This window comes from Flavobacterium sp. LK-23, assembly GCF_058135255.1.
The window spans coordinates 23,024-39,464 of record NZ_JBYUVT010000014.1 but is presented as its reverse complement, the minus strand read 5'-3'; the positions used below and the strand labels follow the sequence as shown (position 1 = coordinate 39,464).

Here is a 16,441-nt window from a genome sequence, read left to right as displayed (position 1 = left end):
ATTCTTTAAAAAAGTCTCTTAAAACTGAGGATTGTAGTGACTTATTTGAAGTAAATTTAGTATTAAATTTTTTGAGTTCCAATGAAATAAAATAGACTTTCAGTTAAAAATCAAAGTTTACTTCTATTTTAAAAATAAGACATAAAAAAATGCCCTGTTTTTTGCAGAGCATTTTTATCATGAGTTAGTTTCTTTGAGCAACATTATTTTGAGATAAAATTCTAATACGGTTTGGTGCGGTAGTGTCAAATTCGTCAATAGAAATACTGTACACTTTTGATGAAGGAATTTTCATGAACGAACCAAATGAATAGCCTCCAAGAATATACAATTTGTTGTCTATAAGATGCATGGTGGCATCTCTTAATTGAAGATCAGCAAAGTATTCTTTAATTTGTTTTGATTTTGTATTGTAGATTGAAAGCTTCCCATCTTCAAAAAGGTAAATGTCATCAACATTGTAAGCAATTGCTGGATTTTCTAAATGAGAAATTAGAGTTGCTTCATTTTTCCAAGTTTCATTTGTTAAATCAAAACTCTGAATCTCAGATAAGCTTTTGTTGTCATTATTTCCAACGGTAAAAATTTTATCGCCAATCAAAACTCCTTTTACTTCTTTGGCAACTGGCATTTTTTCTAGCTCATACCATAATCCAGAAGTGATGTTGTACATATGCACTTTGTCTGTAAAAGTTTTTTCTCCCTTTTCGGTCTTTTTTGTAGAGCCACCCATGACAATAATATTGTCTTTATAGACAAAAGAAGCAAAGTCTGCAGCCATATGAGGATTGGTTTTGTCAATGGTAATCGAGTTTTTATTAAGGTCAAAAACTTCAATTTCGTTTTCTAAATATTCAAATTTTTGGTTTGTAGACATTCTTTTACCTCCTAAAACATAAAGTGTATTGTTGTAGCAATTTACATTATGATAAGCTCTTCTCTTGAATTTTGTATTTGATTTCTCCCATACATTTGTTTTAGGATCGTAAATAAGCAAGTCTTCCCTGTAAAATTTTTTGGCTACTTGCATTTGAAGTAATTGTAGATATTTTTTTTGGAAGTTAGGATCGTTGTCATAGCTTATGCTTCTTTCCTTTAAAATCTTTAGTACATTCTCTTCTTCGCTGATGTCACCGCCTATGATGTAAATTTTGCCATTTACGACTGTCGAACCAAAAGAATATAGAACATTATTTAAAGATTCAAGCTTAGTAAAGTCAAGTTGAGATTTTAATTTGGTCTGACGATTTGTGATTTCTACATTGTTAAGAGTTTCAATGTCTTCTTTAAGCGCTATGATAAAATTTGACTTTTTAAAATCAGCAATTGCAATTTTTGCTGTTAGGTAGCCAATATGTGATACCTGGAGTGTATCGCTTGCTTTTGCTTTGCTTAATGAAAACTCTCCAATGTCATTGGTTATGGTTCCTATTTGAGCTCGTAGTGCATATATGTTTGCATCTTCAATTGGTAAATTGGTAGTTTCAGATTTAACAATTCCGCTTATTGTTTGCGCATTTGTAATAAAAGGCAATAAAATGACAATGTAGAGTAATTTTTTCACAATCTTAGGTTTTAGTTTGGTTAGAAATTTTTAAAAAGGTTGTTTTTTATAAAAAACTGCTTTTCAAAAAGTTGGCTCAATTTTTATGCCGAGGCTGTTAATTTGAGGTAAAATAATTGTTAAAAATACCGATTTTTCTACTTTAAAAAGTTAAATTCGCTTTTTAGGCAATATATTTGCTTTTTTTGAGTTGAAATAAATGTATAATTTAAAAAAGTGTAAAAACTTTAATAAGAGAGTATGATTTATCGGTTAATAATAGTGTTGTTTTTTTTCAGTGTTGGAGCTTTTGCACAGGATAATTTCATTAAGCATAAGATCTCAAAAGGGGAAAATCTTTCTGTTATTGCTAAAAAATATGGAGTGAAAGTAAAGGATATTGCAGATGCAAACCCGAATGCTCCCAAGGTATTAAAACTAAACTCGACACTTTTAATTCCGAATAAAAACAAAAGTACTGCAAAGACAAAGTCAAAAAATGAAGAAATTGCAGTAAACGATACTCCTCTTAATACTTCTGGAACTCACGAAGTAGCCTCAAAAGAAACGCTTTGGGGAATTTCTAAAAAATATAATGTTTCTGTTGATGATCTAAAGAAAGCAAATCCATCTCTGGAAACCGAAGGCTTAAAAATAGGACAGCAAATTATTATTCCTTCTAATAATATAGTTTCAATTAATGAAAAGCCAGTAGAAACAGTTGCTGAAGCGGTTTCGACAGATGTAGAACTTTATAGAGAAGTAAAAGCTAAAGAAACAAAATACGGCATTTCTAAAGAATATGGTATTACAGTTGCAGAATTAGAACGTCAGAATCCCTCAATTAAAGGAAAAGTTCCTGTTGGGTATTTGTTGAAGATTCGAGTTCCAAAAGAAAAAGCAGATGCAATTCAGTCTGCAAAAGCATTACAAGATAATAATTCACAAATAGATACTCCTTCTAATCAAGTAGCTCAAGCTGCTCCAGAAATAAAAAGAGATTCAACTGTTGTAAGGACAGGAGATTATTCTGGATTAATTGATCAGATAATAGCAAGTGCAACTGAGAATATAGGTATTAGATATAGATCAGGCGGAACAACAAAAGCAGGTTTCGACTGTTCGGGATTAATGTTCTGTACTTTTGGTAATTTTGATATTAAATTGCCGAGAAGCTCAATAGAGCAATCTCGAATAGGAACAAAAGTTGCTTCAGATGAGGCTCAAAAAGGCGATTTGATTTTCTTTAGAACCAACGGCAGACGTCATATAAATCATGTAGGTATGGTTGTTGAAAATGTTGATGGTGAGATTAAATTTGTACATTCATCAACTCATGGCGGGGTTATGATTTCTTCGACAAAAGAACCATATTATACAAGAGCTTTTTCTCAAGTAAATCGCGTTTTAAATTAAGCTTCTAGAAAAGCATTTTTCAATATTTCTAATCTAAAAGGTTTGGTCCAAAAGTCAGACACATATTTGTTCTCTTTGACTTTTTTAATTTCATCGATATCTAAAGTCGAAGAAAGCACGAAAATTTCGGTTCTTTCTTTTAAATTTTCTGGTAATCTGTCAAATTCTTCCAAAAATTCAAAACCATTCATAATAGGCATTTGAATGTCTAAAAGAATAATCAAAGTGTTTTGAGGCTGATGCTTTAGTATCCAATTAATTCCTTCTCGTCCGTTATTAGCTATGTAGATAGGATTAATGTCGAGCCCTTTTTTAAGTAATTTTTTAGTGACAAATTGATCAATCAAATTGTCTTCTATAATTATAAATTGAGATTTATACGGCATATGAACTTGGTATTGTTACTATAAATTTACTTCCAACACTGCTTTCTGAAAAAACAGAAATATCTCCTTTGATATTTTCAACAGCTTCTTTTACAATATATAGGCCTAATCCTGAACCTTTATTTTTGTTTGTTCCAAAATACATATCAAAAATATTGGCTTTATGATCGTCATGAATTCCAATTCCGTTATCTGTTACTTCAATTTTATTTAAGCCTTCGCTAAAATAGGTTCTTATGGTGATAAACATTTCTTGTTTGCTGCAATCTGCATACTTTATAGCATTCGAGAGTAGGTTGTTGATGATTATTTTTAAACGAAGACCGTCACTTTCAATCTGATCTACTAAAAGTTCTTGCGTGAATTTAATTTTGTTTGCATTTTCAATATGCATTAATTGAAGGATGGCTTCATTGCACAACTCTTTCAGGCTTACGGGTTCCAAGATTATCTCTTTTCTTTTGTTTTTAGAATAATCAATAATGTCGCTAATAAATTGATCCTGCCTTTCAAGACTTTGATGCATCATTTCTAAATAGTTCCGAACCTGTTGTGCATCGTCCTCCAATGCTGTTATTTCGATAAGGCCTTTTAAAGAAGTAATTGGAGATCTCAAGTCGTGAGAGGCACTGTAAACAAATCGATCCAATTCGCGATTTACAATAATCAGATTTTCATTTTTCACTTCCGTTTCTTTCTTCGAAATCAGTAGTCTTTTGACCATTATCGAATAATAAAGACAAACGCTGCAGATTATAACCAGAATAAAAAAGATGTTTGTAATAATTAGTAAATCCTTTATTTTTCGGGTTCCTTCACCAAGCGTATTAGAAAAATTACGTTGGTTAATGGTTAATTGGTCACTTATTGAGCTAATTTGCTTTAAGTGTTTTTTCTGATCTGTTGAGGTTAAAATATTATGTTCGATTTTTGCATTAATCTGCTGGCCGATAACAAATAAATCAAAGATTAATTTGTCTCCTTCTCCCCATTCTTTTATGGCTTTAGATAAAAAGCTGACATTTTTAAAATTTTCGAATAGCCAGATAAGATCATCTAGATCATCTTCGTGATTTCGGCCAATTAAAAATCCATTGCGAGCAACTTTATTGTCTCCAGCTTTCAAAAGGGTGATTCTTGCAATACCATCTCCTTGCGGTACTTTTAATTCTTCAAGAAACAATTTCCATTGTGTATGGTTTTTGGTGAATAAATAGGTAATTAAATGTCTTGATGCATCTTTTTGTCCTTTCGAATAATGTGATTCCCCGTTTACATAAGCTCTATTAGCAGATAAGATTTTAATTGTAAAAAAATTGATGCAGATTAGCAATGCACACGAAATAAAAACGATTAAAATAAGGATGAAAACATTTGGGAAACGAAAGTTTTTTAAAGCTTGCAGTTTAGACATAATCTTAAAATTAGTAGGTTAATGAAAAAGTGCCTTTTGCGTTTTTTGTCAGTATGAATAAATAATTATTTGGGGAAATTAATCTATATTTAACATTAAACACTTGTTAAGGTATTTTGCTCTTTATAAATGCTTTTGTAATGATTATCTCAAATATAGTAAAATTTATCTTATGGTTTTAAGAAAAAAAAAAGATACGAAACAAAAATATTTCCATTCTAAATAATTTTGTTTAAGTATTTGGCGGTTAATTCGTTGTGCTTTTTTGAAGGCTTTTTTATTGGAATATTGTTGAAAGAAAGCAACTTTTGATTTCAATTTTGAAGTGAAAAAACGAATTTATAAGCTATCAAAATAAACAAAAACAAGAATTGTTTTTGTTTAAAGATTAAAGGCTGACTCAGTGAATCGTCTTTTTAAAATTTAGCGTAAATAATCAATCGTCTAAATGCATAGATTGAAGGAACTGAAGGGAAATAAGCATCTATTCTTTTCTTAAATTCTGTTGTTGAAGCAGTAAATTCCTGCTCATTCAATCTTTCTTGATAAACAGTTAAGGCAGAACCCGAAATGAACTCAAAAAAGTCATCTTTTTTAGTAGAAATAATAGGATAAACTTTCTCATACAGAACCAAATCTGTACCGCCATTTTCGAAAAGGATTTTGGCATATTCATCTAAAGTCAATACTGGTGAAGGACGTGTCCAATTTTTAAGATACGATGTAAAGGGCTCTTCTTGCACCAATTGGAAAAGTATTTTATTGAGGATATTTTCATTTTGCTGTGGCATCTGAACCGCCAGCTGTCCGCCTGAATTAATGCGTGATATAATTTTTGGGAAAAGCTCATAATGATTATCAATCCATTGTAATGCGGCATTTGAAAAAATCAAATCCCATTTGGTTTCGTCAGCAATCTGTTCTAAAATGGTTTTATCTTTAAACTCAAGATTTTCTTGTATTGGAGCTTTCGTCAACATTTCAGCAGAATTATCGATACCCAAAACAAATGGATTGGTAAGTTTTTGATATAATTTTTGGGTAAGTTCACCCGTTCCACACCCCAGGTCTATAACTTTCAGATTGGGTTTGTCAACAATATGACTTGTAAGATCATGAAAAGGTTTAGAACGTTCTTCTTTAAATTCGTTGTATTTTTTTGGATCCCAAGTCATGATGCTGTTTTTATTTAAAATTAATGAAAAATTCTAATGCTTCAAAACCAAGGGAAAAAGATCGTTCTGTTGTTTTTCAATTTAAAATTGAAAAACTTATTTAAAGTTATTCTAATTCATGCCAAAGATGACCGCAACCGTTTTTGCATTCTGTATTTCTTCTTTCTTTATCTGTAATTTTAAATATCCAAAGTAAAGAGGTTATTACTTTTTTATTTTCATTTTCTGGCAGTGAAGCCAATTTATAGAAAGCAATTTTAGTGGAGAAACTTTTTAAGATTATAATTGGCGTGAAAGTTGGTTTTAGTGGAATACTATTTATTGCTCTTTGATACGCTTCTGAATTATAATCTGTTTTGTTTGGAATGGAATTGATAATATAGTTATGTAGAGTATTAAAAAGCTCTTTAAAACTGTACTCTTCTTCTAGCAAAATATGCAATCCAAGATGAAAATCTACTTTATCTTGAGCAATTTTGTTAATAAGCATTTCTATATCTTTCAATTCTTATTTCTTTTGAATTGACTTTCCAAATTCTATTCTCAAGCTGTCTTGAGTAAATAAGAGTCTTTTCTTTTGGCTCTCAGTTAATTCATTATTTAAAAATATTTGCTGTAAATCTCTTTGGATTTGCATATAATCACCAATATAACGTTCGTCTAATTGAGTATAAAATTGCTCAATAGCTTTGTTAGTTTTTTGAATTTTATGTTGCTTGAAGTTATTCTGTAATAGATAAATGATGAAGAAAAGAGTAATAAAAATTAATAATCTGAAAACTATTTTTTGGTTCATATTAATTGGTTTTAGCTGCCAAATATAAAAAAGATTTTTGTCTTGTTGTCGTTGTTTGCGTAAGGGATAGGAACGGCATCCTTTTATGGTGGGGTTCACCATAAAAGATACAGTGAATAGCCCGACCCGAAGGGATACGCCCAAACTATTTTTAATAAAGATTAGGGCTAAATCTTGCTAAATATGATCTTTTTTAAGAATTTATAGAATTTATAAATTAAAGATTATGATTTCCAAAAAAAGTATATCTTTAGCCAACCTAAACCAATAAAAATGCAAGAAAACGACCAAGAACATTTTAAAAGAGAACTCGGCCTCTTAGACGGAACCATGCTTGTGGTTGGCTCTATGATCGGATCCGGGATATTTATTGTAAGCGCCGATATAGCCCGACAAGTGGGCTCGGCGGGATGGCTTACATTGATCTGGCTTTTGTCTGGATTTATTACTGTTGTCGCAGCAGTTAGTTACGGCGAATTGAGTGCGATGTTCCCAAAAGCAGGAGGACAATATGTGTACCTGAAAGAAGCCTACAACAAGCTGATCGCCTTTTTATACGGCTGGAGTTTTTTTGCGGTTATTCAGACTGGAACTATCGCGGCAGTAGGAGTGGCTTTTTCAAAATTTGCAGCTTATTTGTATGAGCCGTTAAGTGATGAAAATATTCTTTACGAATTAGGCGCTTTTAAACTGAATGCAGCACAGCTAGTTTCGATTTTAACCATTATCATTCTGACTTTTATTAATAGTCGTGGAGTGAAAAACGGAAAAATTCTACAAACCGTTTTAACCATAATTAAAATTTTATCGCTTCTTGGGTTAGTCATTTTTGGATTAACGCTTGCCGCGAAAGCTTCTGTTTGGGATGCAAACTGGGCAGACGGATGGAGTACAAGAACATTTGACAAAGAAAGCGGTTCATGGCTTCCAATTAGCGGAACGGCTTTGATCTCTGGAATTTCGGCAGCAATGGTTGGATCATTGTTTTCTAGCGATGCTTGGAATGGTGTGACTTTTATCGCTGGTGAAATTAAAAATCCGAAGCGAAATGTTGGTCTTAGCCTGTTTCTAGGAACTTTTATTGTAACTTCTCTGTATGTTGTGACAAATCTGATGTATTTGGCTGTAATTCCGTTTGACGAAATTGCAACGGCAAAGTTTGATCGTGTTGCAGTTGTGGCTTCAGATTATATTTTTGGAAATATTGGGGCTTTGATTATCGCAATTATGATCATGATTTCGACTTTTGCCTGCAACAACGGATTAATTATGGCTGGAGCAAGAGTATATTATACAATGGCAAAAGATGGTTTGTTTTTCAAAAAAGCAGCTGTTTTAAATAGTTCGAGTGTTCCTGCTTGGGCACTTTGGGCGCAATGTGTTTGGGCCTCGGCTTTATGTCTAACAGGGAAGTATGGCGATTTATTAGATTTTGTAATTATCATTGTACTGATTTTTTACATTTTGACTATTTACGGAATTTTTATTCTAAGAAAAAAAATGCCACATGTAGAAAGACCTTATAAAGCTTTTGGATATCCGTTTTTGCCAATGGTATATATTATTGTAGCATCAGCAATTTGTGTTTCGTTATTAATTACAAAATTTTCAACCTGTGGCTGGGGAGTATTAATTATGTTAACTGGAATTCCAGTTTACTATTTAACCAAACCAAGCGAATAATATTTTCTATTTGAAGTTGGAAAATTACTTAATAAAAAAGCATCTTGATTTTCAAGATGCTTTTTTATTAAGGTATGTACGGTTTACTAATTGGATAAATCGTTATTAATTTTTTCTTCTGTTGGCCTTAGAAAAAGAAGATAGATAATGAGAAGAATTCCAAATAGTATAAAATCGGGTTTCAGAAATAAAATAATAAAAGCAGCGCCTTCCAAAACTGCCCATCGCATAATTGAAGCTGTTTGATAGATAGGCAATTTGTCTTCAAGTTTTAGCTTTGGGTCAATCTGTTTTAATTGTGCTTTAAATAATATGCTACTCAAAACAAAAGCTAGAACAGGAATTGCAAGATATATTATGGAAGCAGAATCGACAGTTGGAACTTGTAGTGTTTCTAGCGAAATATCGCCCACAATAAAATAAGCGATAATGGTTCCTGCGCAAATGCCAAGATGGATAATTTGTAAAGCTTTGATTTTTTCGGTCATAATTTGGTTTAGATTTGAGGTTGATCATGCAATTTAAGATTAATTCTTTTTAAATGAATGATTTATGTTTGAGTTTTACTAAACTGCTAAGTTTGCAAACAAAAAAAAGACACTATAATTAGTGTCTTTTAAATGTAAATAATCGTCGAAAACTCTAGTTATATGGTAACTGGTTCATCAACAGATTTTATAGTTGAATTAATAATAGACAAAGTAAGCGGATCGGTTTCTCCAGAGAAGAAAGCGTCCAAAATTTCCTGAAATATCGGATTTGCATTTTCAACCAAAGAAAACAAAGTCATACATGAACGCAATTTTCGAGCATCTAAATCTCCTAAAATTCCGTCAGCCGATTTCATTTTAAAAGTCAAAAACAACTCTGAAATTTCAATTAAATGTTTTCCCAAAATTGGATGCTCCAAATAATCTGTAGCTTCTTTTAAATCATTAATGGCATAAAGATTTGCAGTATCGCTTTTTCCTAAGCCTTTTATTTGCGGGAAAATGAACCACATCCAGTGTGTTTCTTTTTTCCCTTTACTGATTTCAGAAAGAGCGGTAAGATAAAGTTTGTTCTGTGCGTCTAAGAAACGCGCTAAATCATTGTTCGAATAAGCCATTACGGTATTGTATTTTAAAAAAGGTTGCAAAAATAGTAAAAAAGATAGGTTTTGCCTAGTAAAAGGTTCATATAGTGCATGTTTTAACTTTTTAAAGAAGGAATATCTTACGTTGTTTTGAGTAAAAATTGCTTCTTTTTAAAGATTCAATGCTATAAAAATCAAAGATTTCGATTGGTTCTTCTAAAGGTAAGATTGATCCTTGGCAAAACATCACGAGCCGTTTTTGGAACTTGATGTTGCCAAAAACTATTAGTAGTTCCAGCCATCAATAAAAAAGATCCATGATGAAGCGGAATCTCAATTGGAGGAATTTCTTTTCTGAATTTATGGCGAAGTTTAAACATTCTCGTTTCTCCAAAAGTAACGGAAGCAATAATAGGATTTGGTCCGGTATTATGTTCTTTGTCGCTATGCCAACCTACGCCATCATTTCCGTCTCGGTATAAATTCAATAATACGGTATTAAAATCAAGCTGTGTTTCTTTTTCTACACGGCCTCTAATTTTTAACAATTCATAAGTCCAATCTGGTCCGTTTGGATCTGCGCCAGGATTATCTTTATCTTCATACCAAGAAATCATTCGCGGAACGGTATAAGTTTTATCATAAATTTCCATTTCATATTCTCTCCATTTGGTTTTGCGAAGTATTCTTTCGTAAAAAGCATCAGATTCTTCTTTGGTGAAAAAGTTATCGATTAAAATTAATTCAGAATCTGGAATGTCAAATACTTTTTTCCCTCCCAAACCTGTAGTAAATAATTCGGTGTCGCTAAATAGTGTCATAATTCAGATTTTAGTTTTACAGCTCTATTTTTTATTGGTTTAGGAAATGAAAAGTTGTTTGTTAAAGAATATTTTTCTCGGATGTTTTTCTGCGTAAGCAAAAATTAACTGTTCAATATATTGATTGCTTTTATAAGGGGTAACATAATTTTTTACTTCATCAGAATCGTTGATGGCAACATCTCTCGGAATGTATCCCATTCCATGAAAATGACCATTTTCGATCCAAATGCAGCTTCTTTCGTCTCTAGAACGTCCTTTGTCTATAATGGCAAAACTTGGTCTGTTATTCAATAAAAATTCAATAGCATTGTCAACTTGTTCGTTATGAAATGAAACGTCTGGTAAATCTTTGGTTTCATTATTTTGGAAAAATTCGCCTTCTTCGGGTCTTGTATATTTGCAAAAACGATGATCGATTTCAAAATGCTCGGCTAGAGTTCGCAATAAATTAATGCCATCGTATTGGCTATTAAACTCATGAATACAAGTCTGAAATTTACTCAATTTACCAACTGCCAAATATTTATAGCCGTTTCGAGCTTCGTATTGATAAATGCCAAATTTGGCTTCAAAACGTTTTAAGGCTCTATTATAAGTGGGCCAAAGTTTTTTGATTTCCGTACATTCTAAAAGAAGCGCCATGAGTTCGGTAGCGCAGACTTCAAAAGAAATTCCGTGAATATCTCTTAAAAAATGCTGTCTTTGCGGTTTGATATTGTTTCCTGTAAAATGAGAAGTGACACGCTTTTTTAAGTTGATTGCTTTTCCAACATAAATCACTTTTTTTGCCTGATTATAAAAATAATAGACTCCTGGTTTGTCAGGTAAATTATTAAAATCTTCTTGTGGTAAATTGGGTGGCAAACGCTGATCTTGCGCTGTTTTCTTGATCATTTTATCAATTTCTCCAGCATCGTCCCATTCCAATAAAAGCGAAAATAAAAGAGCAGTCGCATCGGCATCTCCGCCGGCACGGTGTCTGTTTTCTAAAGATATATTTAAAGAATTGCACAGATTTCCTAAACTATACGAACCCAGTCCAGGTTTGATTTTTCGAGCTGCACGAACTGTACAAAGCTTTTTTGCCGACCATTTAAAACCAGCCTGCTCCAGTTGATGATGAACGAACGAATAATCAAAGTTCACGTTGTGCGCAACAAAAACACGATCGGTAAGCATTTCCAAAACTTTCTCTGAAATATCATCAAAAATGGGCGCATTGGCTACCATTTCATTGTTAATTCCTGTCAATCCAAAAATAGAAGGAGGTATGTCCTGTTCAGGATTTACAAGTGTTTCATAACGATCCAATACATTTGTACCGTCATGAATAATAATGGCAATTTCTGTAATACGGCTTCCACTGGCATTTCCGCCTGTGGTTTCAATATCGACTATGGCATATTCTTGCTTCTTCATTTGTGTATAACGTAAGTTGTTCTTTAGTTATTTTTTTTTAGTGTTCAGTGTTCAGAATTTAGTGTTCAGTTTTCAGTCACAATGTTCAGTATTCTGAATACCGTGACTTCATGTCCTTACGGATAAGGCTTATATCTTCTTTCTTCATTATGTGTATAACTTAAGTTGTTCTTTAGTTATTTCTATTTTTTAATCTCGCAAAGTCGCAAAAGCGCAAAGCATTTTCTTTTTTAAGTTTTTTAAATTAAACTTTGCGCTTTTGCGTCTTTGCGAGCAATTTTTGGCGTTTAGTAAAAATTAGTATTCAGTCAAAAATGTTCAGTATTCTGAATACCGCGACTGAAAACTGAGACTGTGACTGAACACTAAATTCTGAACACTGAAGACTAAAACTTCATTCGATGTCTCGGAAGATTAATTTCATGTCCTTGCGGATAAGGCGCTCGATGCGTTAAACTAACATCTTCCTTTATCTGATTTTGTGTTTTGTATTGATCTTTAGAATCCATATATCGTGGATCTGGAATAAAAGGCATTTTGGCCATTTTGAGAATCGTAATGGTCGGAAAATGATAGTCGACCTCAACATTTCCTAACAAAAGATAACAGCCTCCACCCTGAAAAGGATGTTTTGCAAGACTATCTGGAAAATGTGCCGTATCAAAATAAGTGCCTTCATGATCGATCCAAGTTCCAAAATACATCGAACCTTTTTTGGTCGGGACGTGTTTTCTGGAAATGAGATAGGCCAGCATTCTAACTTGTTTTTTATGGTATTTTACTAAATCTTTTGCCATAATATCGCCTCTATGTTTGGTTTGTAAAAGATCGAAAACCGTACAAGAAACAGGAAAACTCAGCAATTCGATTTCATCAAAAGCATCTTCAAAAATAGAACGTTCCAAAACAGGTAATTTGAATTCTTTTACCGGTTCTTGCAAAAGCATCAAATTTCGATTTTCGGGTTTAAAATTGTTTAAAAGCAAACTCGCACTAATCAAAAGCTGATTTTTTGTTTTTCCTGTAAAGCGAAAAGCACCAATAAAAATGAGAACTTTAACGCCTTCAATTCCAATTGGAATGCGATTGATGAAATTTTCCAGAGAAAGATAATCGCCGTTTTTCTCTCTTTCTGATGCTATTAAATTCGCAATTTTAGATTCTAAACTCTGCAAGTGCATAAACCCTAAATAAATATCGGTTCCGTACAAAGTCGTTTGATATTCGCTTTTATTCACACACGGATTATGGACAGTTCCGCCCGACATTCTAGCTTCGTGTACATAAACTTCGGTTCTATAAAATCCGCCTTGGTTATTGATTACCGCTGTCATAAATTCTACAGGATAATTAACTTTCAAATACAAACTCTGATAGCTCTCAACGGCATAAGAAGCCGAGTGCGCCTTGCAGAAAGAATAGCCCGCAAAAGATTCAATCTGGCGGTAAATTTCCTGACTCAAAGCTTCTGGATGCCCTTTTTGCGCGCAGCTTGCAAAGAAATTATCTTTTACTTTCTGAAGTGCTTCTAGAGATCTTCCTTTTCCTGACATGGCGCGACGAAGAATATCACCATCAGGAGCAGGAAGTCCGCCGTAATGCTGGGCAATTTTTATCACATCTTCCTGATACACCATAATGCCATATGTTTCGCCAAGATGTTCTCTAAAAACCTCATGAAAATATTCAAACTGATTTGGATTATTATGACGAAAAATATACTCTTTCATCATTCCAGATTGTGCAACTCCAGGACGAATAATAGACGAAGCCGCCACCAGAATTTTATAATTATCACAATTCAATCGGCGTAATAACCCGCGCATCGCAGGGCTTTCGATATAAAAACAGCCAATTGTGTCTCCTTTTGCCAAATAAGAATTGCAAACCGCTTCATCTTTAGAAATAGAAGTATTGCGAATGTCTACTTTTATACCTCTATTTTTTTCAATCAATTTTACGCTATCATCAATATGTCCGATACCACGCTGGCTTAGAATATCGAATTTGTCAAAACCGATTTCTTCGGCAATATGCATGTCAAAAAGTACAATTGGAAAACCTTTTGGAGGCATTTCCAAAGGAGTATAATTGGTAATTGGTTCTTCAGAAATCAGAATTCCACACGCATGCATGCTTCGTTGATTGGGATATTTTCCCATCATTTGTCCATATTCCTGAACCAATTTTACAATTTTATTGGTTGGATGAAGTTCTTCCGGATTTTTTGCCAAAAGATCTAATTCTTCTTTAGGAAGACCGAAAACTTTTCCAACTTCTCTAAAAATAGATCTGTATTTAAATTCGACATTCGTTCCACAAAAAGCAACGTGATCTTTACCGTATTTTCTGAAGATATATTCTAAAATTACATTACGTTCCTGCCAGCTCCAATCGATATCAAAATCAGGTGGTGTTTTACGATTTAGATTTAAAAAACGTTCAAAATAGAGATCGAGTTCAATAGGGCAGATATCGGTAATTCCGAGACAATAGGCAATGATACTGTTGGCACCGCTTCCGCGACCAATGTGCATAAAACCTTGACTATTGCTATATTGAATAATATCCCAAGTAATTAAAAAATAACCACTGAATTCTAATTCGTCAATAACTTTTAATTCTTTTTCTACACGAGCTTTTGCTTCAATATTTTCGTTTCCGTAACGTTTTTCAAATCCTTCCCAAGCCAATTCGGTCAGTTTTTCTAAATCTTTTTGACGGTTTTCTGTATAGAATTTTTTATTTCTTTTAGCTGAAAAATCATATTGAAAATTACAATCGTCAATGATGCGCTGTGTATTTAAAATGATTTCAGGATATTTTTCATAGAATGGTAGAATCGATTCTACAGGTTTCATCACATCAGAAACTTTGCAATAATCAGCTTCCGTAAGTTTCGATAAAATAATATTCGTATCAATAGCACGAAGCACTTTATGCAGGTTGTATTCTTTTTTACTTCTAAAAGTTACAGGCTGTAAAATCACCATTTTGGAGATTTTATTTTTATGTTTTGAAGTCAAAAGACTTGAAACTTCTTCAGGGCGAACTCCGATAAATTCATTTTCAAAAAGCGTTTCTGGAGCATTTTCTAAAGTATAGATCACAAAAACCGATTTGAATTTTGGAGCACGTAAAGGCAAAGTTTCTCCGCTGAAATTATGGTCAGTTAAGAATCTGTTCATTTCTGCTAAACCTTCTGTATTTTGCGCCAGACCAATATATCGGAATTCATGATTGCATCGAAATTCCATTCCAATCAAAGGTTTGATTTCTTTTTCCTGACACGCTTTTATAAAATCGTAAATTCCGGTAACGGTATTTATATCCGTCAATGCCATTGATTTTACTCCATGCAAAACAGCTTCGGCAATCAAATCCTTAAGCGGAATCGTGCCGTAGCGCAGAGAATGATAAGAATGACAATTGAGATACATTATTTCTTACGTTTTAAAATTTCGTCTTTAGTATTTGGTTTAAAATGAGCTCCGGCACAGCGCATTACGGCATCAAAACCATAACGGCTTTTCATTTTATCCATCGCTTCATAAAGTGAAAGCATTTCCTGAGTGTCTTCAAAAAGATCAATTTGATACGTTCCGCGCACCAATCCGCTGAAGCGAACGCCAATTAGACGCAGACGCATACGACGCTGATACACTTTTTCAAAAAGTTCCATTACATTTTTAGTCAAAATATGATCGGCTGAAGTATAAGCAACTCGGCATTGTTTGGTTTCGGTATCAAAATTGGCATAACGAATTTTAACTGTAACTGTTGAAGTCAGCCATTGTTCTGAACGCAATTGAAAAGCCAGTTTTTCGACCATTCCCAAAAGCACTCTTTTGAGTTTTGCAATATCAATGGTATCTTGAGAAAAAGTATGTTCTGTAGAAATAGATTTTCTTTCGCTATATGGTTCTACAGGTGTATGATCGATTCCGTTCGCTTTTTTCCAAATATCAAGGCCGTTTTTTCCAATCATTTGCTGTAAAACCTCAGCAGGCATTTCGGCCAAAGTCTGAATTTTACGAACACCAATTCGGGACAAGAGTTGGAAAGTTACGGTTCCGACCATTGGTATTTTCTGAATCGAAAGCGGATTCAAAAAAGTCTGTACCTTATGTTCTGGAATTTCAAGATTTCCTACCGGTTTACCTTCGCCTGTAGCGATTTTAGAAACGGTTTTGTTGATCGATAACGAAAAACTGATCGGAAGTCCAGTTTCCTTAATTACCTTTTGTGCCAATTCATCTGTCCATTTATAGCTTCCATGAAATTTATCCATTCCCGTAATATCCAGATAAAATTCGTCGACACTTGCTTTTTCTAAAACAGGTGCTTTTTCTTGGAGAATCTCTGTGACATCGTGAGATAATCGCGAATACAATTCCATATCTCCTTTCATGACTTTTGCCTGTGGGCAAAGTTTCATTGCCATTGCAATAGGCATTGCAGAACGTACACCAAATTTGCGGGCTTCATACGAACAAGAAGCCACAACGCCACGATCGCCTCCGCCAATAATAAGCGGAATATCATTAAGTTCAGAATTGGTGAGTCGTTCGCAGGATACAAAAAAGGTATCCAAATCCATATGTACAATTGCCCGTGCCATTTTTCCTTATTGTTTTTGTATGAAACAAAATTAGTACAGGTGGTAACATTTTTTTGTATATTTGCTGTTCCAAATTATAACAAATTTAT

The 16,441-nt window shown here is 33.3% G+C and carries 14 protein-coding genes; 2 read left to right on the top strand and 12 right to left on the bottom strand.

What is annotated here, in order from left to right; genetic code table 11:
* Positions 1-184: 184 nt before the first annotated feature.
* The gene (locus AC3Y25_RS18060) at positions 185-1,564 is read right to left on the bottom strand and encodes a Kelch repeat-containing protein (protein ID WP_489903701.1); all 1,380 of its coding nucleotides are present in this window, start codon (positions 1,562-1,564) and stop codon (positions 185-187) included.
* Between the two features lie 240 nt (positions 1,565-1,804).
* Here AC3Y25_RS18060 and AC3Y25_RS18055 point away from each other — a divergent pair, with 240 nt between their 5' ends.
* Positions 1,805-2,959 (top strand): C40 family peptidase, encoded by a 1,155-nt coding sequence (locus tag AC3Y25_RS18055; RefSeq protein ID WP_489903700.1) that lies wholly within the window; start codon positions 1,805-1,807, stop codon positions 2,957-2,959.
* Here AC3Y25_RS18055 and AC3Y25_RS18050 read toward each other — a convergent pair.
* The 5 genes from AC3Y25_RS18050 to AC3Y25_RS18030 form a co-directional block, all read right to left on the bottom strand.
* Positions 2,956-3,345 carry a response regulator gene (locus tag AC3Y25_RS18050; protein WP_489903699.1) on the bottom strand — a complete coding sequence of 130 codons (390 nt, stop codon included), beginning with the start codon at positions 3,343-3,345 and terminating at the stop codon, positions 2,956-2,958. The two genes, AC3Y25_RS18055 and AC3Y25_RS18050, sit on opposite strands and share 4 nt — an antisense overlap.
* Positions 3,335-4,759, bottom strand: a complete 1,425-nt coding sequence (locus AC3Y25_RS18045) for a sensor histidine kinase (protein ID WP_489903698.1) — start codon at positions 4,757-4,759, stop codon at positions 3,335-3,337. Before AC3Y25_RS18045 ends, AC3Y25_RS18050 begins: the two co-directional genes overlap by 11 nt.
* Positions 4,760-5,175: 416 nt before the next feature.
* Complete coding sequence (locus tag AC3Y25_RS18040; protein WP_489903697.1) at positions 5,176-5,934, bottom strand: methyltransferase domain-containing protein; 759 nt, start codon at positions 5,932-5,934, stop codon at positions 5,176-5,178.
* Positions 5,935-6,040: 106 nt separating this feature from the next.
* A complete protein-coding gene (locus tag AC3Y25_RS18035; protein ID WP_489903696.1) occupies positions 6,041-6,439 on the bottom strand; it encodes a DUF5958 family protein in 399 nt (132 codons plus the stop codon).
* 3 nt (positions 6,440-6,442) lie between these two features.
* Positions 6,443-6,730, bottom strand: a complete 288-nt coding sequence (locus tag AC3Y25_RS18030; RefSeq protein WP_489903695.1) for a hypothetical protein — start codon at positions 6,728-6,730, stop codon at positions 6,443-6,445.
* Between the two features lie 273 nt (positions 6,731-7,003).
* Here AC3Y25_RS18030 and AC3Y25_RS18025 point away from each other — a divergent pair, with 273 nt between their 5' ends.
* The gene (locus tag AC3Y25_RS18025) at positions 7,004-8,413 is read left to right on the top strand and encodes an APC family permease (RefSeq protein WP_489903694.1); all 1,410 of its coding nucleotides are present in this window, start codon (positions 7,004-7,006) and stop codon (positions 8,411-8,413) included.
* An 86-nt stretch (positions 8,414-8,499) separates the two neighbouring features.
* Here the strand turns inward: AC3Y25_RS18025 and AC3Y25_RS18020 are convergent, their stop codons facing one another.
* The 6 genes from AC3Y25_RS18020 to dinB form a co-directional block, all read right to left on the bottom strand.
* Positions 8,500-8,901, bottom strand: a complete 402-nt coding sequence (locus tag AC3Y25_RS18020; protein ID WP_379801253.1) for an MFS transporter — start codon at positions 8,899-8,901, stop codon at positions 8,500-8,502.
* Between the two features lie 158 nt (positions 8,902-9,059).
* A complete protein-coding gene (locus AC3Y25_RS18015; RefSeq protein ID WP_427872439.1) occupies positions 9,060-9,521 on the bottom strand; it encodes a DUF1810 domain-containing protein in 462 nt (153 codons plus the stop codon).
* 161 nt (positions 9,522-9,682) lie between these two features.
* Entirely contained in the window at positions 9,683-10,309 is a 627-nt protein-coding gene (locus AC3Y25_RS18010; RefSeq protein ID WP_379801257.1) for an alpha-ketoglutarate-dependent dioxygenase AlkB family protein, read from the bottom strand.
* A gap of 39 nt (positions 10,310-10,348) precedes the next feature.
* On the bottom strand, positions 10,349-11,731 hold the full coding sequence (locus tag AC3Y25_RS18005; protein ID WP_489903693.1) for an exonuclease domain-containing protein: 1,383 nt from the start codon (positions 11,729-11,731) through the stop codon (positions 10,349-10,351).
* Positions 11,732-12,117: 386 nt separating this feature from the next.
* Positions 12,118-15,171 carry a DNA polymerase III subunit alpha gene (locus AC3Y25_RS18000; RefSeq protein WP_489903692.1) on the bottom strand — a complete coding sequence of 1,018 codons (3,054 nt, stop codon included), beginning with the start codon at positions 15,169-15,171 and terminating at the stop codon, positions 12,118-12,120.
* A complete protein-coding gene (gene dinB, locus AC3Y25_RS17995; protein WP_095928783.1) occupies positions 15,171-16,352 on the bottom strand; it encodes a DNA polymerase IV in 1,182 nt (393 codons plus the stop codon). The genes AC3Y25_RS18000 and dinB overlap by 1 nt, the downstream gene beginning before the upstream one ends.
* Positions 16,353-16,441: the final 89 nt, after the last annotated feature.